The organism is Streptomyces araujoniae, assembly GCF_050871195.1.
Taxonomy (GTDB): Bacteria; Actinomycetota; Actinomycetes; order Streptomycetales; family Streptomycetaceae; genus Streptomyces; species Streptomyces bacillaris.
The window spans coordinates 1,810,528-1,829,376 of record NZ_CP194070.1 but is presented as its reverse complement, the minus strand read 5'-3'; the positions used below and the strand labels follow the sequence as shown (position 1 = coordinate 1,829,376).

19 protein-coding genes are annotated in these 18,849 nt (G+C 72.5%); 9 read left to right on the top strand and 10 right to left on the bottom strand.

Annotated elements, in window-relative coordinates; genetic code table 11:
* Positions 1–25: 25 nt before the first annotated feature.
* Together ACQ9ZG_RS07825 and ACQ9ZG_RS07820 are read left to right on the top strand one after the other, a co-directional pair.
* Positions 26–2,446 (top strand): ATP-binding protein, encoded by a 2,421-nt coding sequence (locus ACQ9ZG_RS07825; RefSeq protein WP_499280174.1) that lies wholly within the window; start codon positions 26–28, stop codon positions 2,444–2,446.
* 187 nt (positions 2,447–2,633) lie between these two features.
* Positions 2,634–3,338 (top strand): DUF2470 domain-containing protein, encoded by a 705-nt coding sequence (locus ACQ9ZG_RS07820; RefSeq protein WP_018486760.1) that lies wholly within the window; start codon positions 2,634–2,636, stop codon positions 3,336–3,338.
* Positions 3,339–3,346: 8 nt separating this feature from the next.
* Here the strand turns inward: ACQ9ZG_RS07820 and ACQ9ZG_RS07815 are convergent, their stop codons facing one another.
* From ACQ9ZG_RS07815 to ACQ9ZG_RS07805, 3 genes are read right to left on the bottom strand one after another with little or no spacing between them, the layout of a single operon-like run.
* The gene (locus ACQ9ZG_RS07815) at positions 3,347–4,081 is read right to left on the bottom strand and encodes a TetR/AcrR family transcriptional regulator (RefSeq protein ID WP_018486759.1); all 735 of its coding nucleotides are present in this window, start codon (positions 4,079–4,081) and stop codon (positions 3,347–3,349) included.
* A gap of 35 nt (positions 4,082–4,116) precedes the next feature.
* On the bottom strand, positions 4,117–5,196 hold the full coding sequence (locus ACQ9ZG_RS07810; RefSeq protein ID WP_109916296.1) for a PDR/VanB family oxidoreductase: 1,080 nt from the start codon (positions 5,194–5,196) through the stop codon (positions 4,117–4,119).
* 3 nt (positions 5,197–5,199) lie between these two features.
* A complete protein-coding gene (locus ACQ9ZG_RS07805; RefSeq protein WP_028415526.1) occupies positions 5,200–6,105 on the bottom strand; it encodes a metal-dependent hydrolase in 906 nt (301 codons plus the stop codon).
* Positions 6,106–6,278: 173 nt separating this feature from the next.
* Between ACQ9ZG_RS07805 and ACQ9ZG_RS07800 the strand changes: the two genes are divergently transcribed.
* Together ACQ9ZG_RS07800 and ACQ9ZG_RS07795 are read left to right on the top strand one after the other, a co-directional pair.
* Entirely contained in the window at positions 6,279–7,052 is a 774-nt protein-coding gene (locus ACQ9ZG_RS07800) for a class I SAM-dependent methyltransferase (RefSeq protein WP_109916295.1), read from the top strand.
* Positions 7,053–7,079: 27 nt separating this feature from the next.
* Positions 7,080–7,577: a hypothetical protein gene (locus ACQ9ZG_RS07795; protein WP_109916294.1), complete on the top strand. Its 498-nt coding sequence runs from the start codon at positions 7,080–7,082 to the stop codon at positions 7,575–7,577.
* A 192-nt stretch (positions 7,578–7,769) separates the two neighbouring features.
* On the opposite strand, the gene ACQ9ZG_RS07790 is transcribed toward ACQ9ZG_RS07795, so the two are convergent.
* The 4 genes from ACQ9ZG_RS07790 to ACQ9ZG_RS07775 all read right to left on the bottom strand — a co-directional run bounded on the left by ACQ9ZG_RS07790 (position 7,770) and on the right by ACQ9ZG_RS07775 (position 12,760).
* Positions 7,770–9,335, bottom strand: coding sequence for a DUF1996 domain-containing protein (locus ACQ9ZG_RS07790; RefSeq protein ID WP_109914011.1), 1,566 nt, complete (start codon positions 9,333–9,335; stop codon positions 7,770–7,772).
* A gap of 235 nt (positions 9,336–9,570) precedes the next feature.
* Positions 9,571–10,236 (bottom strand): winged helix-turn-helix domain-containing protein, encoded by a 666-nt coding sequence (locus tag ACQ9ZG_RS07785; RefSeq protein ID WP_415738403.1) that lies wholly within the window; start codon positions 10,234–10,236, stop codon positions 9,571–9,573.
* A 449-nt stretch (positions 10,237–10,685) separates the two neighbouring features.
* On the bottom strand, positions 10,686–11,720 hold the full coding sequence (gene glnII, locus ACQ9ZG_RS07780; protein WP_028415531.1) for a glutamine synthetase: 1,035 nt from the start codon (positions 11,718–11,720) through the stop codon (positions 10,686–10,688).
* 107 nt (positions 11,721–11,827) lie between these two features.
* Positions 11,828–12,760, bottom strand: a complete 933-nt coding sequence (locus ACQ9ZG_RS07775) for an ARPP-2 domain-containing protein (RefSeq protein ID WP_258312335.1) — start codon at positions 12,758–12,760, stop codon at positions 11,828–11,830.
* A 178-nt stretch (positions 12,761–12,938) separates the two neighbouring features.
* Between ACQ9ZG_RS07775 and ACQ9ZG_RS07770 the strand changes: the two genes are divergently transcribed.
* The gene (locus ACQ9ZG_RS07770; RefSeq protein ID WP_499280173.1) at positions 12,939–13,880 is read left to right on the top strand and encodes a Gfo/Idh/MocA family protein; all 942 of its coding nucleotides are present in this window, start codon (positions 12,939–12,941) and stop codon (positions 13,878–13,880) included.
* Between the two features lie 108 nt (positions 13,881–13,988).
* On the opposite strand, the gene ACQ9ZG_RS07765 is transcribed toward ACQ9ZG_RS07770, so the two are convergent.
* Positions 13,989–14,348 (bottom strand): ArsC/Spx/MgsR family protein, encoded by a 360-nt coding sequence (locus ACQ9ZG_RS07765; protein ID WP_109914989.1) that lies wholly within the window; start codon positions 14,346–14,348, stop codon positions 13,989–13,991.
* 119 nt (positions 14,349–14,467) lie between these two features.
* Between ACQ9ZG_RS07765 and ACQ9ZG_RS07760 the strand changes: the two genes are divergently transcribed.
* Complete coding sequence (locus ACQ9ZG_RS07760) at positions 14,468–14,773, top strand: hypothetical protein (protein WP_018486745.1); 306 nt, start codon at positions 14,468–14,470, stop codon at positions 14,771–14,773.
* 100 nt (positions 14,774–14,873) lie between these two features.
* Here ACQ9ZG_RS07760 and ACQ9ZG_RS07755 read toward each other — a convergent pair whose 3' ends face one another.
* Entirely contained in the window at positions 14,874–15,368 is a 495-nt protein-coding gene (locus ACQ9ZG_RS07755; RefSeq protein ID WP_028415534.1) for a MarR family transcriptional regulator, read from the bottom strand.
* Between the two features lie 94 nt (positions 15,369–15,462).
* On the opposite strand from ACQ9ZG_RS07755, the gene ACQ9ZG_RS07750 reads away from it, so the two are divergent.
* Complete coding sequence (locus tag ACQ9ZG_RS07750) at positions 15,463–15,822, top strand: HGxxPAAW family protein (RefSeq protein ID WP_084996010.1); 360 nt, start codon at positions 15,463–15,465, stop codon at positions 15,820–15,822.
* 67 nt (positions 15,823–15,889) lie between these two features.
* Positions 15,890–16,456 carry a GNAT family N-acetyltransferase gene (locus ACQ9ZG_RS07745; RefSeq protein WP_028415536.1) on the top strand — a complete coding sequence of 189 codons (567 nt, stop codon included), beginning with the start codon at positions 15,890–15,892 and terminating at the stop codon, positions 16,454–16,456.
* Positions 16,457–16,614: 158 nt separating this feature from the next.
* Here the strand turns inward: ACQ9ZG_RS07745 and glnA are convergent, their stop codons facing one another.
* Entirely contained in the window at positions 16,615–18,024 is a 1,410-nt protein-coding gene (gene glnA / locus ACQ9ZG_RS07740) for a type I glutamate--ammonia ligase (RefSeq protein ID WP_028415537.1), read from the bottom strand.
* 294 nt (positions 18,025–18,318) lie between these two features.
* Between glnA and ACQ9ZG_RS07735 the strand changes: the two genes are divergently transcribed.
* On the top strand, positions 18,319–18,726 hold the full coding sequence (locus tag ACQ9ZG_RS07735; RefSeq protein WP_018486740.1) for an RDD family protein: 408 nt from the start codon (positions 18,319–18,321) through the stop codon (positions 18,724–18,726).
* Positions 18,727–18,849 lie beyond the last annotated feature (123 nt).

Here is an 18,849-nt window from a genome sequence, read left to right as displayed (position 1 = left end):
CTGCCCCAGCGTGCCGGACGGTGTGATGATGACCCAGGTGGGATTCCTTCCCGACGAGACGAGCAGCTTCGTCGGGAGGCGGGCCGAACTGGCCCGCCTGGAAACCTCGTTGGCCACGCGGCGGATGACCACCCTGATCGGCCCCGGCGGCGTCGGCAAGACCCGGCTCGCGGTCCGGGCCGCCCGCGCCGCCGCCGACCGCTACCCCGACGGCGCCTGGTGGGCCGACCTCTCCCCGCTCTACGACGACGCCCTGCTGCTCCCCACCGTCTCGGACGCGGTCGGGCTCGCGGACCACACCCTGCGGATGCCCGTCGAGGCGCTCTGCGAATGGCTCAGCGACAAGCGCCTCCTGCTCGTCCTGGACTCCGCCGAACACCTCCGCGGCCCCTGCTCCCATCTGCTGGCCGAGCTGATCACCACCTCGCCGGGCCTCACCGTCCTGGTCACCAGCAGGCAGCCGCTCGACACCCGGGGCGAGCACGTTCTCCGCATCCAGCCGCTCCCGGTCGACGGCGCCCCCGACGCGCTCCGGCTCTTCGAGGACCGGCTGCGCGCGGCCGACCCGCACGCGGACCTGGAGGCGCCGGGGGACCGGGCGGCCGCCGCCGACATCTGCCGCCGCCTCGAAGGCATCCCGCTCGCCATCGAGCTGGCCGCCGCGGGCATCGGCCGCCACACGGTGGCCCAGCTCGCCACCAGGATCGGCACCCGCTTCGACTCCCCGGTCGACGCCGAGGACCTCACCGCCTCCCGGCTCGACCTCCTCGCCGACGACTCCCTCTGGCCGCGCCGCCACCGCACCCTGCGCACCACGATCGGCTGGAGCCACGAGCTGTGCACCCCGCTGGAACGCCTTCTGTGGGCCCGTCTCACCGTGCTCCGTACGGACTTCGACGAGGCGACCGCACGCGAGGTCTGCACCGGCGGGCCGCTCACCCCGGACGCGGTGGACCGGGCGCTCCAGGGGCTCGTCGCCCAGTCCGTCCTCCAGTGGGACGGCACCCGCTACCGGATGCTCGACACCCTGCGCGAGTACGGCCGCATGTGGCTCACCGAGCTGGGCGAGGAGCGGGCCGCCGCCGACCGGCACGCGAGGAGCTTCCTCGGCCTGGCCCGCCGCGCCCACGACGGCTGGACCGGCCCGGACCAGATCTCCTGGTACCACAGGATCTCCGACACCCATCTGGACCTGTGCGCCGCCCTGGACCACCTGCTCGTCCACGACGTGGAGGCGGCCCAGGAGATGGCGGGCCGGGTCGGCTTCTTCTGGGCCTGCTGCGGCCATCTCTCGGAGGCGCGCGGCTACGCCCAGCGGGCCCTGGAGGCAGGCCCGGTGGAGGGCGCGCACCTCACCCGGCTGCAGTGGGTGCAGGGTGTCGCGGCCCTGCTCCAGGGGGACTTCGCGACCGCCGAGAAGTACGGGGCGCTCTGCACGGCCACGGCCCTCTACGACCGCGACGACGACGGCATGCTCGGCGCCACCTACCTCTCGGGCCTCACCCAGCTGATGACGGGCGAGCCGGCGGCGGCCCTGGAGGCGGCGGAGCGGGTGTTACGCATGACGGAGCCGGGGCGGGCTGAGGGCGGGGCGGGAGAGGCGCCACCGGGGGCGTCCGGGGCATCCGAAGGTTCCGGGGCGGCCGGGGCGGCCGAGGGTTCCGGGGCGTCCGAGGGTTCCGGGGAGCCGAGGCCGTACGGGGTGCCCGGGGGGCAGGGGCCGTCCGGGGGGCCTGGGCCGTCCGGAGATTCCGGGAATCCAGGGGAGCCGGGACCGCACGGGGAGTCGAGGCCGTACGGGGTGCCAGGGGAGCCGGGATCGTACGGGGAGTCGAGGCCGTACGGGGTGCCCGGGGAGCCGCGGCCGTACGCGGTGTCCGGGGAGGCGCGGCCCCCCGGAGAGTCGTACGGACCCGGGGAGTCCGCCCACCGGCTGCGCTGCCGCCTGATCGCCGTCTTCGCGCTCACCGCCCTCGGCCGGCTCACCGAGTCCCTGCCCGCCGCCACCGCGCTGCGCCGCTCCTGCGAGCGGGGCGGGGAGTACTGGACCCGCTCCTACGCCGACTACCAGCTCGCCCTGATCGCCCTCCTCCAGGGCCGCCCGGAGGACTCCGCCGCCCACGCCCGGGACATGCTCGTGGGGAAGCACCGGCTCCGCGACAGCTTCGGCGTCGCGCTGGGCCTGGACATCCTGGCCGCCGCCATCGCCGCCCAGGGCGCGGGGGCCCAGGCCGCCCGGGTGTACGGCACCGGGCACGCGTACTGGCGGATGGTCGGCCACCCCCAGCGCGGCACCCCGGAGCTGGGCGCGGTCCGCGAGACCTGCGAGCTGCAGGCCCGGGCGGCGGTGGGCGACGAGGCGTACCAGCGGGCCTTCGAACGCGGGCAGGCGGACAGCGCGGAGGCCGGCCTCGCCGCCGCGCTGCGGAGCGGTCTCCGGCCGTGAGTCCCGGAAGCGGAGTTCGGCGGCGAGGGCTCCGGAGCGGGTCCCGGCCCGGCCGGGGGCGGGACCCGGAGGAGTGATGCGGAAGGACGGATCCTGACGGCGGACTACCCCGACGCGCGCGATGTGGGTTAGGTTAGGCATACCTAAGTGACCGCTTGGGTTTCCTGACCGCCTCTGGAGAACTCGGATGCGTCCTTTCAGCGCCCGTGCCACGCAGCCGACCCGCGCCGAGCGCGTCCGGTCGATCCTCGTCGTCGCCCACTCGATGACGGTGGTGAGCGACGGTGTGCACACCGAAGTCCGCCGCCTGGACGGCACGGGGGCGATGGGCCACATCCACCTGCACGCCCCCACCGAGGGCGGCCACGCTCCGGCCGGTGAGCGGGTCCCGGCCCGCCTGGAGTTCACGGACATCGCCCCCACCCCCGTACGCGACCGGCTGCGCGCCCGGGTCACGGTGACCGGGCTGCTGGCGTCCCCGTACAGCACGGACACCGAGGCCTCCACCTGCATGGAGTTCGGCCAGGCGGTCCTGGAGGACGCCGAGGGCCGCACGTTCGTCACCCTGGAGGAGCTGGAGCGGGCGGAGACCGACCCGGTCGCCGCGTGCGAGGCGGGCATGCTGACCCACCTGGTCGACGACCACAGCGAGCTGGTCCCCCTGCTGCTGCGCCTCGTCCGCCCCGCCCCGGAGCGGGACATGGTGCGGGCCGTCCCGCTGGCCATGGACCGGTACGGGGTGACCCTGCGCCTGGAGTACCCGCGCGGCCACCGCGACGTACGGCTGCCGTTCCCCAGGCCCGTCACCGACATCGACCAGGCGGGACCGCAGATCCACGCCCTCCTGGCCGCCGCCCGCCGCGTCTCGCACCGCAACGGGCTGCCCGCCTGAGGGGCCCGTCAGGCCGTGTCGCGCGGCAGCCGCTGTTCCGGGACGGCCGGTACGGCGGGGGCGAGCGCCGAGAGCCGGGCCAGCAGGTCCCCGAAGGGGCCCTCCGAAGGCTCCTGGGAGAGCGCCCGCAGCACGATGCCGGCCATCTCGCGGTCGTAGGCGGCGCTGACGGCGGCCAGCGCCGCGAAGTCGTGCACGAGCTGCAACTCCAGCTCCGCGCGCGGGATGCGCCGCCCGTCCAGCCAGATCAGCGCGGTCGACTCGGCCAGCGAGACCCAGGAGCGGACCACCAGCTCCAGCCGCGCGGGCGGGTCCTCCACCCCCAGATGGGCGAGGATCTGCTCGTACGCGGCCTGCCGCACCCCGTCGATCAGGGCGTTCGCCGCCGAGGAGCCGGCCGCCGGACCGCCGCGCATCAGCGCCGAGAACCCCGGACCGTGCTCGTCGACGAAGTCGAAGAACCGGCCCATCACCCGCAACAGCCGTGCGCCCAGCGGCCCTTCGAGCGGCTCCAGGAAGCGGGTGGCCAGCTCGTCGGCCGCCCGCCGCAACGCCGCCTCGTACAGGCTCTGCTTGCCCGGGAAGTAGTGGTAGACCAGCGGCCGTGAGATGCCCGCGGCGGCGGCGATCTCGTCGATCGACACATCCTCGGGGGAGCGCCGGCTGAACAAGTCCAGCGCGACGCCGATCAGTTGCTGCCTGCGCTCGTCGACGCCCATCCTGCGCCGTACCCCGGTCGTCATCCGGACAGCCTAACCGGGGTACGCACCGGAGCCTCCTAGAGGTCGAGCACCAGGCGCCCGCCCCGGCAGCGCGAGACGCAGATCAGCATGGAGTCGCCCCGCTCGTCGTCGGTCAGCAGCTCGTCCCGGTGGTCGATCTCGCCCTCCAGGACGCGCTGCTGGCAGGTTCCGCAGAAGCCCTGCTCGCAGGAGTACGCGACGTGCGGCAGCTCCTCGCGGACGGCCGCCAGCACCGACTGCCCGGCCGCCACCTGTACGGTCCGCCCGGTGCGGTGCAGCTCCACCTCGAAGGCGCCGGAGTCCGCAGGACGTGCCGCGGCCGCCGCGGAGAACCGCTCCAGATGCAGGGTGCACCCCTCGGGGAGCGCGGCGGTGACGGCGTCCATCAGGGGCTCGGGGCCACAGCAGTAGACGGCCGTGCCCGGGGCGATGCCCGCCAGCACGGCGGCGGCGTCCGGATGCCCCGTCTCGTCCTGCGCGACCACGGTCACCCGCCCGCCCTCGGCGCCGAGCTTCTCGATCTCGTCCAGGAACGGCATCGACGCCCGGGACCGGCCCCCGTACACCAGCCGCCAGTCGGCGCCCCGCGCGGCCAGCGCACGCAGCATCGGCAGGACCGGGGTGATCCCGATGCCGCCCGCGACGAAGACGTACGTGTCCGCCTCCACCAGCGGGAACCGGTTGCGCGGCCCGCGCACCTCGATCTCCTGACCCTCCCGGAGCTGCTCGTGCACCTCCCGCGAGCCGCCCCGCCCCTCCGCCACCAGCCGGGTCGCCACCGTGTACGTCCCCGGGTCGTCCGGGTCACCGCAGAGCGAGTACTGCCGCACCAGCCCGGAGGGCAGCACCAGATCCAGATGCGCCCCGGGCTGCCAGCGCGGCAACGCGGGGCCCTCCAGGCGCAGTTGCACGACGCCGTCGGCGACGGCGGTCCGCTCGGTGACGATCAGCCGCCGGATGGTGGTGGCCCGCCGCCGGGAGTGCCCCGATACCGGCTCGGGCAGCGCGGGCATCGGCCACAGCGGCGACCGGGCGATCCGGCGCCGAAGCGCCCGCCGGGTGAGCAGGGCGGCACCGGCGACGACGGCGACGGTACGCAGACGGGGCAGCGCCATGGCTCAGGACGCTCCCGTCGTACGGGCCTCGGCGGCCAGCGCCGCGGGCGAGTTGGCCAGGTAGGCGACGGCCTGGGCCGTACTGCCTTCCCGGGAGGGGTGGTAGGACCGGCTCAGATAGCTGGGGATGGACCGCAGGATCGCCCCCGTACTGGGCAGCGTCCCCTCCTTCCCGCTGGTGTGGAACGCCTTGAAGGTGGCTTTGCCGTCCAGCAGGCTCGGATCGTTCTCCATGAAGAACCGGGTCCCGCGCTGCCAGAGGAAGACCAGCGCCGAGAAGGCCGCCGCCCAGGTCCGCACCCGCCTGCGGTAGCCGCCGTCGACATGCATGAACACCTCGAAGGCCACCGACCGGTGCTCCACCTCCTCCGCCCCGTGCCAGCGCAGCAGGTCCAGCATGGTCGGATCGGCGCCCTTGCGGTCCAGTGCCTCCGCGTTGAGGATCCAGTCGCCGAGGAACGCGGTGTAGTGCTCGATGGCCGCGATCATCGCCACCCGCTCCATCAGCCACCACTGCGACGGCCGCCCCGGCGGCAGGGTCCGGTCCCCGAGCAGCTTCTCGAAGAACCAGTCGACCTGCGCGGTGTACGGGGTCGGGTCGAGCCCCAGCTCCCGCATGTGCGGCAGCACATCGTCGTGCGCCTGCGAGTGCACGGCCTCCTGCCCGATGAACCCGATGACGTCCTCGCGGAGTTGCTCGTCATGGATGAAGGGGAGGACCTGCCGGTACACATGGATGAACCAGCGTTCCCCGGCCGGGAGCAGCAGATGGAGCACGTTGATGGTGTGCGTGGTGAACGGGTCGCCCGGCACCCAGTGCAGGGGGGTCTTCTCCCAGGCGAAGGAGACCTTCCGGGCCTTGAGCGTCGTCCGCTCCGACGCGACCGCCGCTGGCTGCGTGTTAGACATGGTGTCAATGTACTGACGGGTACCTCGGGGGGCCAGAGGCGTGCACGGATTTCCCGCCGCCCCGTGTGGAAGGGCCGCCCCCGTGCGGAAGGGGCCGGGCCCTGCCGGAGTGGGCCGGGCCGTGGCGGAGCGGGCCGGGCCCTGACGGAGAAGGTGGCGGCCATGATGGGGGGATGACGACGCACTCGGCCCGGGCCCGTTCGTTCGACGCGGTCGCCGCCTCCTATGCCGCCAACCGTCCCTCCTATCCGCCCGCCCTGTTCGACGCGATCCAGGAGCTGTCCGGACGCCCGCTGACCGGGGCCCGGGTCGCGGACGTCGGGGCCGGGACCGGTATCGCCACCGCCCTGCTGGCCGGACGGGGCGCCCGGGTGACGGCCGTGGAGCCGGGCGACGGGATGGCCGGGCAGCTCCGCCGGGGGCTGCCGGAGGTACCCGTGGTCCGGGGCGACGGCAACAGGCTGCCGCTGCGGACCGGTGCGCTGGACCTGGTCACGTACGCCCAGTCCTGGCACTGGACCGACCCCGCCCGCTCCGTCCCCGAGGCGCGCCGGGTGCTGCGGCCCGGCGGGGCGCTCGCCCTGTGGTGGAACGACGCCGATCCGCGCGTGGGATGGATCGGCGACCAGAAGCGGCGGGTGCTGGCGGCCTTCGGCACGGAGCCGGGCCAGGGGGGCGAGGACGTGGCGGCGTACGACCCCGATGCCCGGCTCCGGGCCGAGCTGCCCGCCGGACCCGACTTCCGTACCCGGCAGGTGGAGTGGGCCCGGGAGGTCCCCCTCGGCGTCCACCTCGCCAACCTCGCCAGCCACTCCGTCTTCCTGGTCGCCGACCGGGCGGTGGCCACGGCCGTCCTGGAGCGCGAGCGGGCGCTGCTGGCCGACGCCTTCCCGGGCGGCACGGTCCGGGAGGCGTATGTCACGAGCCTCGGCATCGCCCGTACCTGAGACGGGTTTTGGGTGCAGGATGGGCCGATGGCGACAGAACCGGAACGGCGAGTCGGAGTCGGCCACCGGGCCGCGGGCACCCTCCTGGCAGCGCTGCTGCTCCTGACCGGGTGCAGTGCGGGTGGCGAAGAGGAAGCGGCCGACGGTGCCGGGAAGGACCATCCCTCGGCACCGCCGACCGCGACGGGAACGCTGGAGCAGCTGGCCGAGAAGTCCGGCTGCGAGCCCAAGGTGCAGACCGACGCCGATGAGCTGCGCCAGGCCAACTGCACCACATCGACCGGGCGTTATGTGCTGACCACCTTCGCCACCGACCGCGGCCAGCGCGAGTGGATCAACGAGGCCAAGGACTACGGCGGCTCGTATCTCGTCGGCCGTCGCTGGGTCGCGGCCGGTGAGGCGAAGGTGGTCGCGGCGCTGCGCGGCCGGCTCGGGGGGACGGTGGAGACCGCCTCGCCGCACCACTCGGGGGAGAGCGGTGACGGGGGGAGCGAGGAAGGGCACTCCGGTCACCACGGGAGCTGACCGCGCAGGTTCAGGGGGTACGGGCGCTGCCGGGCGCCGACACCGACGCCCGGCAACGCCGACGCCGACGCCGAGGTCGTGGCGGCGGTGCGGGACCGTGCCGGATCGGCGCACGGCGGTGCGGGCCTGCCGGACCAGCGGTGGCGGTGCGGGGCCGTGCCCGGACGGGCGGTGGTGGCGCCGCGAGGTGGATCAGCGGCAGCGGCGCCCGTCGTTGATGCACCGCACCATCTTCTTCATCAGCCGCTGGTCGAAGACGTTGATGAAGTCGCCGTGGTCGGTGATCGGCTTGTGCAGCTGTTCGGGGAAGGAGTCGACGGCGAAGCCGGGGCCCGGCGGCACGTCGTACACGATCCGCTGGACCAGCTGCGGAATCGCCCGGAACCCCTTCGGGCAGCGCCCGTCGGCCCGCGCGAACGCCACATGGGTGCGGTGGTTGGCGCTGTCGGTGTTCCGTCCGTCCCAGCAGCTCTGGAAGGCGAACGTCCGCACGACCTGACTGCCCTCGGGGCAGATCGGGTACTTGTCCTTGAGCTGGCGGTCCTCGAAGCCGGTGCAGCTCCAGGAAGCGTTCGCGTTGGCGTCGCCGTTGGTGAACGCCTTCGCGTCCCCGGTGATGATCCGCAGGAAGCGCGGCATCGCGGTGACCCTGCCGACGGGGGAGCCGACGAACTTCAGGGTCACCTCGGACGGGGTCTGGATCTCACCGACGTTCTGGTCCCGCCCGCCGCCGTCGGCGTCCACGTCGGCCCCGTCCTGCCCGTTCTGCAGCCGCAGCACGGGCCAGTAGTAGGTCGAGCGGTCGCCCTGGTTGCGGCAGGTGGTGGCGCCGTTCGCCAGGATGTCGTCGGTGGCGAAGGCGTCGTTGGCCTGGTTGCCGATGTAATCGTGCATATGGTGCGCGCCGTTGCTCACGCCGGGCGCGACGATGACGTTGTCCGGGTTGAACTTCCCGTTCTCGTTGCGGCCGCAGTCGGTGGTGAAGGTACCCCGGGAGGCGCCGCGGCGCTGCCGGGGGCGGTCGGCGTCGGGCTGGACGGACCGGATGTCGACGAAATCGGACGCCTGCGGGCCGTTCCCGGCCTGGCCGCCGTTGCCGCCGCTCTGGCCACCGCCGTTGTCGCCGTCGCCGTTGCCTCCGTCCCCTGCGCCGGTCCCGTCACCCGTATCGCCGGAGCCGGAATTGGAGCCGGAACCGGAATCGGAGCCGGAGTCGTCCGAGCCGCCGGTCCCGCCCGGGTTCCCCGGGGCGTTGTCGTCGGCGCGCAGGCTGCACCCGGCGAGGCTCTCGATCCCCGCCGGCCGCTTCCCGACACGCCCGATGGCGATGGCGATGCGGTCGAGGCTCGCCGTCCGCTTGCTCCGCAACGGGCCGAGCACGGCGTTCTCCGCGAGCCCGGGATCCTGGGATATCCGCTCCTTCCGGTCGGCGAACCGCCGGTAGGCATCGGTGATCTGGGTATCCATCGCCGCGAGTTCGCGGTCGACCTCGTCGCGTGCCTGCTCGGGCACCTCGCGCAGTTCGTTACCGGCATCGGGACAGTCGATGGTGGACATCTGGCGCCCCGCGTTCTGGGCCCGGGTGGGCGGCGCGGCGGACGGCCGCCCTTCCCCCGCGGAGGCGTAGACATTGACCGCCACCAGCCCGCCCCCGCCGAGGATCAGGGCGACGGAGGCGGCTATGGCCCGGTTGGCCAGGCTGGAGCGTTTCTTGCGGGACGTACGGGATGTACGGGGGGTACGTGCTGAGCGTGGCATGGGACTCCTCTGCTTCGAGGGAGAAGCGTGACGTCCCATACGGGCGGCTCCGGCTCCCCGTTCAGCTCCCCGTCCGAGACCCCTGAGGATTCGTCGGAAGCTCCAGCGGGAAAGCGGGCCGAACCCCCAACTGCCGTACGAAGAAGGTCAATCCATCACCAACCGGTGGCACTGCTCAGCCCCGGTCCACGACAGGAGACCGTGGACCGGGGCCGCCGGAGAGGCAACGGGCCGGTCAGGGCGTGTACTTGTACCCCACCCGGCGGACCGTCTGGATCGAACGGCGGTGCTCCGCCCCGAGCTTGCGGCGCAGCCGGGCCACATGGACGTCGACGGTGCGCCCGTCGCCCACGTGTCCGTACCCCCACACCGTCGTCACCAACTGGTCGCGGGTGTGCACCCGGTGCGGGTGCGCCACCAGATGGGCGAGCAGCTCGAACTCCAGGTAGGTCAGGTCGAGCGTGACCCCGTCGACGGAGGCCGTACGACGGGTCGCGTCGATCCGGACCGGCCCGGGCGCCGACGCCTCCTCCACCGGCTCGTCCGCCACCTGCTGCGGGAAGGCCGCGCGGCCCTGCCGGTCGATCTGCCGGCGGTGCTGGGAGGCGGCCACCGCGCCGGCGAGCGCCGGCTGCTGGTCGGCCGGGACGAGCACCAGGTAGCCGATCATCGGCGGCTGGCCGGGCAGGGCGGGCAGCGTGTGCGGGGGCGCGGGCAGCCAGGTCGCGCCCGGAGGCAGGAAGTCGGCCACGTCCGAGAGCCGGGCGACCTCGTCCCGGTCTACGGCGCGCAGGCGGTGGCGGTTGGGGGAGAGGGAGCGGGCGGAGGGGTGGGCCGCAGCGGGTGCCGGGGAGGCCGCGGTGGCAGCGGAAGCGGCGGAGAAAGTACGGGTGTTCGCCATGGAGGGTCAGCTCTTTCGCGCGAGGAGTCGTCGAGGACGGACTTACGTCGTGCGCGCGGACCGAAGGCCGGGGTGAGCGGCTTTAGAGGGCCTGCGCGTTCCACGCGCGGCAACACACCCGGTCGAAATCGTGGTGCTGACGGGAAGGCCAGAACGGCTCGAGGTCGCTGCGACCCGACGCGATGTACTGGAAGCTGGCCATGGCCCCATTGAAGCAGAGATTGCGGCTGTGCATCAGACTTCTCTCACCCGTCGATACGGCCGCCCGGCGTTACCTTCCTCACGCCGCGCTTTATCGCGCTCACTTTTGATTCCGCACGCCTCTAACGAGCGCGAATACGTCCGAGAGGGGCGCACCGGCACCCGAACGCGAGGGGCCACCGGCCCCCGAACGCGAGGGGCCCGCCGGTACGGATACCGGCGGGCCCCTCATGGTGCGTGGCGTCGGATCAGACCTGGTCGGCCTTCTCCAGCGCGGTGCAGCAGGTGTCGACGATCAGCCGCGTGACGACGTACGGGTCGACGTTGGCGTTGGGCCGGCGGTCCTCGATGTAGCCCTTCCGGTCCTGCTCGACCTGCCAGGGGATGCGGACCGAGGCGCCGCGGTTGGAGACGCCGTAGCTGTACTCGTTCCACGGGGCGGTCTCGTGCAGACCGGTGAGCCGGTCGTCGATGCCCGCGCCGTAGTTCTTCACGTGGTCCATCGGCTTGGAGCCCTCGCCCAGCGACTCGCACGCGGTGATGATCGCGTCGTAGCCCTCGCGCATCGCCTTGGTGGAGAAGTTGGTGTGCGCGCCCGCGCCGTTCCAGTCGCCCTTGACCGGCTTCGGGTCCAGCGTCGCGGAGACGTTGAAGTCCTCGGCGGTGCGGTAGAGCAGCCAACGGGCGACCCACAGCTGGTCGGAGACGTCCAGCGGGGAGAGCGGGCCCACCTGGAACTCCCACTGGCCGGGCATGACCTCGGCGTTGATACCGGAGATCCCGAGCCCCGCCTTCAGGCAGTTGTCCAGGTGCTTCTCGACGATCTGGCGGCCGAAGATCTCGTCCGCGCCGACCCCGCAGTAGTAGCCGCCCTGCGCGGCCGGGAAGCCGCCCTCGGGGAAGCCGAGCGGGCGGTGGCCGTCGAAGAAGGTGTACTCCTGCTCGATGCCGAAGATCGGGGCCTGGCCCGCGAACTGCTCGGCGACCGGACGCAGCGCCGCCCGCGTGTTGGACTCGTGCGGGGTCATGTCGATGTTGAAGACCTCGCACAGGACGAGGATGTCGTCACCGCCGCGGATGGGGTCCGGACAGGTGAAGACGGGCTTCAGCACCCGGTCGGAGGCATGGCCCTCGGCCTGGTTGGTGCTCGAACCGTCGAAGCCCCAGATCGGCAGGTCCGCCACGGCGCCCGACGGCGTGCCGTCCATGATCTTCGTCTTGGAACGAAGCTTGGCGGTCGGCTCGGTGCCGTCTATCCAGATGTACTCAGCCTTGAACGTCACGGACGCCATCCTTTGCGGGTGCAGCGGTCTATGCCGCGCAGCTTGGCAAGGTGCGATTTCCCGTCCGTTGCCCAAGTGTGAACCCCGTGTTACCGAGGATTCTTACGTTAAAAAGGCCACCTTGTGGGCTCTCGTCCCACGTTGCTCTCCGCCCTTTCCCCGCTCTGCGCGCCGGTCTGCGCGTTGCCCTTGAGAAGCTGGGAGAACCCGGCCGTACGGATGCGCCGCACCAGCTCCTCGCGGCTCGTCCCGAGCACCCCGGCGGCCCGGGACAGCTCCCACTCCGCGACGGCCAGGGTGTGGAGCAGATGGCCGCGCCGGACCCGGGCGTCGGAGAGCCGGAACGTCTTGAGGCAGGCGACCTGCCCCTTGTGTCCGGTGACCGTCTCCCCGATGCGCTGACCGCTCCCGTCCCGGACGAACGGCGGCAGGAACCGCCACAGGGTGAACGACCCCATCCGGTACACCCGCTCGAACCCGTACGAGGTGTTCAGCAGCCTCCGCGCGAACAGCCTGTCGTGCGCCTCCTCCCACGCCCGTTCCCGCCCGCGCGCCGCCACCCGGAGACCGGCGAGCGTACGGATGTGCTCCTCGCCCCGGATCCGCGCCCCGAACTCCGCCACCGGGGCCCCGTACAGCCCGTACTGGTGCACCAGCTCCCCGAACAGGTCCTCCACCAGCGAGGCGTGCGGCAGCCGGTAGTCCTCCGGGTGCGGCACCACGAAGGCGGCGGCGAGCGCGTCGGAGACGTACACCATCACCCCGCACTGGCCCGGGCACAGCCTCCGCGTCCCGGATCCCGGCCGTCGGAACCCCGGCCGCCAGCCGCCGTACGTCGAATCCCCCGGCGTCGTATACGGGGTTGAGGTGCACCACGGCCGTACGTAGGTGTGCAGGAAATCCAGCGAGAGCCGATGGTCCGTGGCGCCCGAAACGCCTGGGCGGAACTCGCGCTGTCCGGTGGCGGTGATCGCGGCGTTCACGAAGAGCAGGACGTCCTCGGCGGCGACGAGATCGGCGAGGCCCTCGGACGTATTCATGGTCTTGCACCGGGGTGGACGCGGTGGCCGCCCGGGGAATGGAGACGCGAACAACGAAATCATCGCTTCAGAGGCACGTCCCGGAAGTCGCAGCCGAAGTCCCGCGGCCGGCCCGGGAAACGCAACGGGCCGGAACAGGCTTTGGCCACCGCATTCCGGCACGGGGCACACTGACTCCATGACGACACCCCCGGCTGCCTCCACCACTCCCGCCCCTCCCGACGCCGCACCCCCTCTCCGGATCGGCCTTCTCGGCGCGGGCCCCTGGGCGCGCCATACCCACGCCCCCGCCCTCGCGGCCCACCCCGGCGCCGTACTGACCGGGGTGTGGGGCCGCAGGGCCGAGGCGGCGGAGGCTCTTGCCGCCGCGCACGGGACCCGGGCCTGCACGGGGGAGGCGGGCATCGACGAACTGCTGGAGGCGAGCGACGCGGTGGCCTTCGCGCTGCCGCCGGACGTACAGGCTCCGCTCGCGGTCCGGGCGGCGGAGGCGGGGTGCCACGTCCTGATGGACAAGCCGGTCGCCGGGACGGTCGAGGGGGCGCGGGCGGTCGCGGAGGCGGTGGCGAAGGCGGAGGTGGCCTCGGTGGTCTTCTGCACGCTCCGCTTCGCGCCCGAGACCGTGGCGTGGATCGCGGAACAGGCGGCGGTGGGCGGCTGGTTCACCGCCCGCGCCCAGTGGCTGGGCTCGCTCTACGCGGCCGGTTCGGCCAGCGAGTACGCCGAGTCGCCGTGGCGGCGGGAGAAGGGCGGCCTGTGGGACGTCGGCCCGCACGCGCTGTCGGTGCTGATCCCGGTGCTCGGTGAGGTCACGGAGCTGACGGCCGCGCGGGGCCCCGCCGACACCACCCACCTGATCCTGCGCCACGGCTCCGGCGCCTCCAGCACGGTGACCCTGGGCCTGAGCGCCCCACCGGCCGCGGCGGGTGTGGGCATCGAGCTGCGCGGCGAGCACGGGACGGCCGAGCTCCCGGGGTGGGACGGCGCGCAGCCGGCGTTCCGGGGCGCGGTGGACGCGCTGGCCGAGGCGGTACGCACGGGGGTGCCGCACCCCTGCGACGCCCGCTTCGGCCTCCGGCTGACGGAGCTGCTGGCGGAGGCGGAGCGCCGGGCGGGGTGAGGGGAGCCGGGGCGACGGGGGCCTGACGACGACGTCCGCGTGGCCCCCGGGCCATCGCCCCCGGCTACCGTCCCCCAGGCCGTCACCCCCCAGGCCGTCACCCCCTGGCTACCGCCCCAGCGCGTCCCGTACGGCGTCCTCGCTCCGCGCCACCACGGCGGTGCCGTCGTCGGCGGTGATGATGGGCCGCTGGATCAACTCGGGGTGCTCGGACAGGGCGGCGATCCACCGCTCCCGCGAACCGGAGTCCCGCGCCCACTCCTTGAGCCCCAGCTCCTTGGCCACGGACTCCTGCGTCCGCGTGATGTCCCACGGCTCCAGGCCGAGCCGGTCCAGAACGGTCCGGATCTCCTCGGGCGAGGGCACGTCCTCCAGATAGCGACGGACGGTGTAGTCGGCCCCCTCGGCGTCGAGCAGGGTGAGCGCGCCGCGGCACTTGGAACAGGCCGGATTGATCCAGATCTCCATGGGGCCAAGGTTACGCGAGGGGCCCCTGAAAACGCCTCTGGCCAGGGACGATTGTCAGTGGTGGGCAGTAAAATGGAGGGAGTTCGTGAGGGTTCCACCACCCTGCCAGGAGGATGCCGATGGCCGTTGCCGCAGCCACCACCGAGCCGCTCGACCGACAGCTCCCGATGCCCTTCCGCCCGCCCCTGCCCACCCCGCCGGCGAAGAAGCGCCTGCCCGCGGGCCGCCCCCGCGAGTGGTACGTCTCGCACAACCGCCGCCTGAAGGCCATGCGTCTGGCGATCGCCCTGCTCGACAGCGGGGTCTACCAGCCGGCCAGCGCGGGCAACCACAAGATACGGACCACCGCCGAGCGCCTGGGCATGCACCCGCCGTCCGACACCACCTGCCGCATGGTCCGCGCCCTGATCCGCTACGGCCGCTGACCCGACCGCCGCCACCACCACTGCCTGACGTCCTGTGCCCGGGGGAACGGAAGCCGTTCCGCCGGGCACAGCCATGCCCGCTTCCCCCCCTCCCGCAGGCCTACGCTCCCTCCGTACTCCCGCCCCGCACCTCGTCCAGAGAGGTGCTCATGATCTCGGTGGCGCGGGTGAACCAGTCGGAGAGCACGGCGATCTCGTCGGGGGAGTAGTCGGCGAACAGGGCGGCGAACCGCTGGTAGTTGGGCCCGTACACCTCGAAGAGCCGGGCGGCGGCGGTCTCGTCGGCGACCACCCGTACCCGCCTGCGGTCGGCCGGGTCGCTCTGCCGGCGGGCGTAACCGGCGCGTTCGAGCCGGGTGATGACCCCGGTGACGGCGCCGGTGGTGAGGTTGGCGCGCTGGGCCAGCTCACCCGCCGTGGCGGCCGTCCCGGCGCCCTGGGCCTCCAGGACGAAGCCCAGGCAGGTCAGGTCGGTGATGTTGAGCCCGAGCCGGCCCGCGATGTCGTGCTGGGCGACGATGCCCAGCGCCATCAGCCGGTCCATCAGGGCGTGCGCCTGTTCCGGGGTGGCCTTCGCCCGCGGCTTGCCGTCCACGCAGAGAATCCCTTAGCATCTAAGTAACTTAGTTCGTAAGATAAAGCTCGTCCCGTTCAGCCTACTGTCCGGGACGTCGGCCCCAGGGAGAGTCATGAGTGCGCACGGCCATGTCGACATGGGCCACACGGTCGCCGGCTGGACGGGCACGGTGACGGCGGTCGTGGGCTGCGTGGTCCTGGGGGTGGCCGTGGCGGCGGTCTCCCTCCCCGTCGCCCTCCTCGGCACCGGCCTCACCCTCGGCGCGGCGCTGCTGACCTGGCTCCTCCACCTGGCGGGCTGGGGCAAGCCGAGCGGCCCGCGCCCGGAGAGCGAGTGGTCGTGGAGGGTCCGGGACCGCTCGGCCCGCCGGGGCCACCCCGGCTGCCTGGGCTGTCGCATGGCGGGCCGGCGGGGGCACGTCCCCGAAAAGGCATCGAACACCGTACCGGTTGCCTCTACTGTGACCGGATGACGATCGAGCCGATCATGCACAGGGGCGGCCCCGCCGCCGCCCGTTCGCCCTGGACGGCGGGAGAGCGATGAGCGACCTGTGGACCGGTGAGAGGGTACGGCTGCGCGGCATCGAACCCGACGACTGGGAGGCCTTCCGGGCCCTGGCCCTGCACACCGTGGACGCCCGCAACGCCGACGTCGTGGAGCCCCCGCGCTCGGACGAGAGCTTCCGCGCCTGGACCGCCGAACGCGCCGGCCGCCCCCCGAACCCCGCCGCGTACCGCCTGGTCATCGAGACCCGCTTCGAGCACGCCTTCGTCGGCGCGGTGACGGTCGGCGAGACGGACGCCCGCGCCGGCCGCTTCCGTACGGGCATCGAGGTCACCCGCGAACACCGCCGCCAGGGCTACGCGTCCGAGGCCACCGAACTGGTCCTCACCTACATGTTCGCCGAACAGCGCAGCCACAAGTGCGAGGTGGAGGTCTACGCCTTCAACGACGCCTCCCTCGCCCTCTACCGCAAACTCGGCTTCGTCGAGGAGGGCCGTCTGCGCCAGCACGAGTTCTTCGCCGGCGCCTACCACGACGTTGTCCTGCTGGGCATCACGGCGGACGAGTACTGGGCGGGACGGGCCCGGCCCTCGCTGCGCTGACCCCGCGGCAGGCCGTGGACGCCCCGGGCGTTCGGCGCGACGGGCCCGCCGGGATGGCCCACCGCGCGGCGTGCGCGGGCACGGCCGAGGGCCGCCACTTCCGGGAGGAAGCGGCGGCCCTCGGTACGCGACACCGTCGTTCGGACGGTTCCGGCGGTTTAGAGGTCGAAATACAGCTCGAACTCGTGGGGGTGCGGGCGCAGCTGGATCGGGGCGATCTCGTTCGTGCGCTTGTAGTCGATCCACGTCTCGATCAGGTCCGACGTGAACACGCCGCCCGCCTGGAGGTACTCGTTGTCCGCCTCCAGGGCCTCGAGCACGGCCGGGAGGGAGGTCGGGACCTGCTGGACGTTGGCGTGCTCCTCGGGAGCCAGCTCGTAGAGGTCCTTGTCGATCGGCTCGGCCGGCTCGATCTTGTTCTTCACGCCGTCCAGGCCCGCCATCAGCAGCGCGGAGAACGCGAGGTACGGGTTGGAGGACGGGTCCGGGGCGCGGAACTCGACGCGCTTGGCCTTCGGGTTCGAGCCGGTGATCGGGATGCGCATCGCGGCGGAACGGTTCCGCTGCGAGTACACCAGGTTGACCGGGGCCTCGAAGCCGGGGACCAGGCGGTGGTACGAGTTCACCGTCGGGTTGGTGAAGGCCAGCAGCGACGGGGCGTGCTTCAGGATGCCGCCGATGTAGTAGCGCGCGGTGTCCGAGAGACCGGCGTAGCCCTGCTCGTCGTAGAAGAGCGGCGAGCCGCCCTGCCACAGCGACTGGTGGACGTGCATGCCCGAGCCGTTGTCGCCGAAGATCGGCTTCGGCATGAAGGTCGCGGTCTTGCCGTTGCGCCAGGCGACGTTCTTCACGATGTACTTGAAGAGCATCAGGTCATCGGCCGCGGCGAGCAGCGTGTTGAACTTGTAGTTGATCTCGGCCTGGCCGGCGGTGCCGACCTCGTGGTGCTGGCGCTCGACCTGGAGGCCGTTCTTGTCCAGCTCCAGGGAGATCTCGGCGCGCAGGTCGGCGAAGTGGTCGACCGGCGGGGCCGGGAAGTAGCCGCCCTTGTAGCGGACCTTGTAACCCCGGTTGTTCTCGACCGCACCGGTGTTCCAGGCGCCGGCCTCGGAGTCGATGTGGTAGAAGCTCTCGTTCGCCGACGTCTGGAAGCGGACGTTGTCGAAGACGTAGAACTCGGCCTCCGGGCCGAAGTACGCGGTGTCCGCGATGCCGGTCGAGGCCAGGTACGCCTCGGCCTTCTTGGCGATGTTGCGCGGGTCGCGGCTGTACTGCTCGCCCGTGATCGGGTCGTGGATGAAGAAGTTGATGTTGATCGTCTTGTCGCGGCGGAACGGGTCCACCCGAGCCGTCGACAGGTCCGCGCGCAGCGCCATGTCCGACTCGTGGATGGCCTGGAAACCGCGGATCGACGAACCGTCGAAGGCCAGCTCCTCGGCCGGGTCGAACGTCGCCGCCGGGATCGTGAAGTGCTGCATCACCCCGGGCAGGTCGCAGAACCGGACATCGATGAACTTGACGTCGTTGTCCGCTACGTACTTCTGCACTTCGTCGGCGTTCCGGAACATCCAACTCCTCCTACTCCCGGCCCGGGAGGGACGGGGTTGTAGCTCGTTGAGCGGCCAGTGCGGGTGGCACACGCTGGACCCGACCATAGGCAGACGTGGTTTCTCAAGCATGACCCATTTGTTTCGCTCAAGTTAACCGGGTCAGGGGTGACCGGCATCTCAGCGGTGCTCCCCGCACGGTTCTTCCCTGCCCCGCCCGGCCGGTTACGAACGGGGGCGCAGTACCGTGGTCGGGTGGACAACAGGCAAGCAATCGGATCGTGGCTCTCCGGGCCCCGCGCGGCCGCGGAGGAGATGGGCGCCGACTTCGGCTACCGCGGCAAGCGGCTCGGGCTGCCCGAGGAGGGGCCGGGGGCCATCGCGCCGCTCGGCCGTCGTTTCGGGGCGCTCTTCATCGACTGGTCGCTCTGCATGGTGATCGCATACGGGCTGCTCGCTCGCGGTGACCAGCAGGCGGCGGGGAACTGGGCGCTCGGCGTCTTCCTGCTGATGAGCGCCCTCACCGTCGGCACCATCGGCTGCACCCCCGGCAAGCGCCTCCTGGGGCTGCGCGTGGTCTCCGAGGACGGCGGCCGCCTCGGCTTCGGCCGCGTGATCGTACGGACCGTGCTGCTCCTGCTCGTCATCCCCGCCCTCGTCTGGGACCGCGACGGCCGCGGACTGCACGACCGGCTCGGCCGCGCCCTGCAGGTGCGTATGTAGCTCTGCCCGTGCGGGTGCGCGGGCAGCCGTGCTCGTGCGGGTACGCATGTGCGTACGCGGCCCGCGCCACAGGCGCCGAACGCAGCGCGGCCCCGGACCGTCCTCGGTCCGGGGCCGCGCTGC

Bases quoted from the DNA above. Each gene is read 5' to 3' on its own strand.
- ACQ9ZG_RS07825 (WP_499280174.1), top strand. From the start codon at position 26: ATGATGACCCAGGTGGGATTCCTTCCCGACGAGACGAGCAGCTTCGTC.
- ACQ9ZG_RS07820 (WP_018486760.1), top strand. From the start codon at position 2,634: ATGCGTCCTTTCAGCGCCCGTGCCACGCAGCCGACCCGCGCCGAGCGC.
- ACQ9ZG_RS07815 (WP_018486759.1), bottom strand. From the start codon at position 4,081: ATGACGACCGGGGTACGGCGCAGGATGGGCGTCGACGAGCGCAGGCAG.
- ACQ9ZG_RS07810 (WP_109916296.1), bottom strand. From the start codon at position 5,196: ATGGCGCTGCCCCGTCTGCGTACCGTCGCCGTCGTCGCCGGTGCCGCC.
- ACQ9ZG_RS07805 (WP_028415526.1), bottom strand. From the start codon at position 6,105: ATGTCTAACACGCAGCCAGCGGCGGTCGCGTCGGAGCGGACGACGCTC.
- ACQ9ZG_RS07800 (WP_109916295.1), top strand. From the start codon at position 6,279: ATGACGACGCACTCGGCCCGGGCCCGTTCGTTCGACGCGGTCGCCGCC.
- ACQ9ZG_RS07795 (WP_109916294.1), top strand. From the start codon at position 7,080: ATGGCGACAGAACCGGAACGGCGAGTCGGAGTCGGCCACCGGGCCGCG.
- ACQ9ZG_RS07790 (WP_109914011.1), bottom strand. From the start codon at position 9,335: ATGCCACGCTCAGCACGTACCCCCCGTACATCCCGTACGTCCCGCAAG.
- ACQ9ZG_RS07785 (WP_415738403.1), bottom strand. From the start codon at position 10,236: ATGGCGAACACCCGTACTTTCTCCGCCGCTTCCGCTGCCACCGCGGCC.
- ACQ9ZG_RS07775 (WP_258312335.1), bottom strand. From the start codon at position 12,760: ATGAATACGTCCGAGGGCCTCGCCGATCTCGTCGCCGCCGAGGACGTC.
- ACQ9ZG_RS07770 (WP_499280173.1), top strand. From the start codon at position 12,939: ATGACGACACCCCCGGCTGCCTCCACCACTCCCGCCCCTCCCGACGCC.
- ACQ9ZG_RS07765 (WP_109914989.1), bottom strand. From the start codon at position 14,348: ATGGAGATCTGGATCAATCCGGCCTGTTCCAAGTGCCGCGGCGCGCTC.
- ACQ9ZG_RS07760 (WP_018486745.1), top strand. From the start codon at position 14,468: ATGGCCGTTGCCGCAGCCACCACCGAGCCGCTCGACCGACAGCTCCCG.
- ACQ9ZG_RS07750 (WP_084996010.1), top strand. From the start codon at position 15,463: ATGAGTGCGCACGGCCATGTCGACATGGGCCACACGGTCGCCGGCTGG.
- ACQ9ZG_RS07745 (WP_028415536.1), top strand. From the start codon at position 15,890: ATGAGCGACCTGTGGACCGGTGAGAGGGTACGGCTGCGCGGCATCGAA.
- glnA (WP_028415537.1), bottom strand. From the start codon at position 18,024: ATGTTCCGGAACGCCGACGAAGTGCAGAAGTACGTAGCGGACAACGAC.
- ACQ9ZG_RS07735 (WP_018486740.1), top strand. From the start codon at position 18,319: ATGGGCGCCGACTTCGGCTACCGCGGCAAGCGGCTCGGGCTGCCCGAG.